General features: G+C 70.9%; 1 protein-coding gene and 2 pseudogenes. 2 read left to right on the top strand and 1 reads right to left on the bottom strand.

Translation table 11 applies throughout. From position 1 onward, the window contains the following. Positions 1–213 (bottom strand): annotated as a pseudogene (locus G6027_RS11825) (prephenate dehydrogenase); the annotation flags it as partial. Positions 214–258: 45 nt separating this feature from the next. Between G6027_RS11825 and G6027_RS11820 the strand changes: the two are divergent. Both G6027_RS11820 and G6027_RS11815 read left to right on the top strand, forming a co-directional pair. After that, positions 259–783 (top strand): tRNA adenosine deaminase-associated protein, encoded by a 525-nt coding sequence (locus tag G6027_RS11820; RefSeq protein WP_182637351.1) that lies wholly within the window; start codon positions 259–261, stop codon positions 781–783. Between the two features lie 33 nt (positions 784–816). Next, positions 817–1011 (top strand): annotated as a pseudogene (locus G6027_RS11815) (nucleoside deaminase); the annotation flags it as partial.

The raw sequence follows: 1011 nt of genomic DNA, 5'->3' as shown, positions 1-1011 counted from the left end.
GGCGGGCAGAGGGACTCCGACGACGACGAGGGCGTCCGTCCGCGCGGCCCGCCGGAGCGTGTCGGCCAGATCAGTGGAGACGTGGAAGCCAGCGGCCGTCGCGGCCTCCGCACCGGGGGCCGAGCGGTTCCACCCGAACGCCCGATCCGGGCCCAGGACCCGCAGCAGCGAACCGCCGATCAGGCCCGCCCCGAGCACGCACACGTCCGTCACCGCCGTCACCTGACAAGGTTCTCACAGCAGACTACGGTTGGGCCCATGGCCAGCACCTCCGACCGAAACACCCGCGACAGCGACAGCAACGACGACGCCGTCACCGGTTCCGCTTTCGGGGTGTTGCAGGCGGGCGGTTCATGGCAGATCACCAGACTCGACGACGCCGCGTTGACCAGTCTCGACGACGCCGCGCGACAGGTCCGCTCACTGCGCACCGAGGGGGCCTCGTTCGGTCTCGTCGACGTCGATCACGAGTTCTTCGTGATCCTGCGTCCCGGCCCCTCCGGGATGCGCCTCATGCTCTCCGATGCGACCGCGTCCCTGGACTACGACCTCGCCGCCGACGTGCTCGACGAGCTCAACGTGGACCTGCCGGACGAGGATCTCGAGGACGCCGACCCCTGGGGCGAGGGGGACATGGCGATCCTCGAGGACGTGGGGTTGCCGCCGGGGGTGCTGGAGATCATCGTGTCCGAGACCGACCTCTACGCCGACGAGCAGCTGCAGTCGCTGGCCGAGCGGATGGGCTTCGGCGAGGAACTCGAGCGGCACCTGCCCGACTCGTGAGGCGATCATGCTCGTGAGGCGGTCGTGTCCGTGATGTCGTCCTTGTCACCGACGTCGCCCCGGTCCGCGGACGAGCGGTTGGTCCGGCGGGCCCTGGTGGTCGCCGGTGAGACCCCCGACGGTGATGTGCCGGTCGGGGCGATCGTGGTGGGCCCGGACGGCCGGGAGCTGGCCGCCGCCACCAACCGGCGTGAGGCCGACGGGGACCCTTTCGCCCACGCCGAGGTG

Origin of the sequence: Dietzia sp. SLG310A2-38A2 (assembly GCF_014145095.1) — a bacterium.
Lineage (GTDB): Bacteria > Actinomycetota > Actinomycetes > Mycobacteriales > Mycobacteriaceae > Dietzia.
Note: the sequence above shows the minus strand (reverse complement) of the source record. Positions and strands in the feature narration are given on the sequence as shown.

Bases quoted from the DNA above. Each gene is read 5' to 3' on its own strand.
- G6027_RS11820 (WP_182637351.1), top strand. From the start codon at position 259: ATGGCCAGCACCTCCGACCGAAACACCCGCGACAGCGACAGCAACGAC.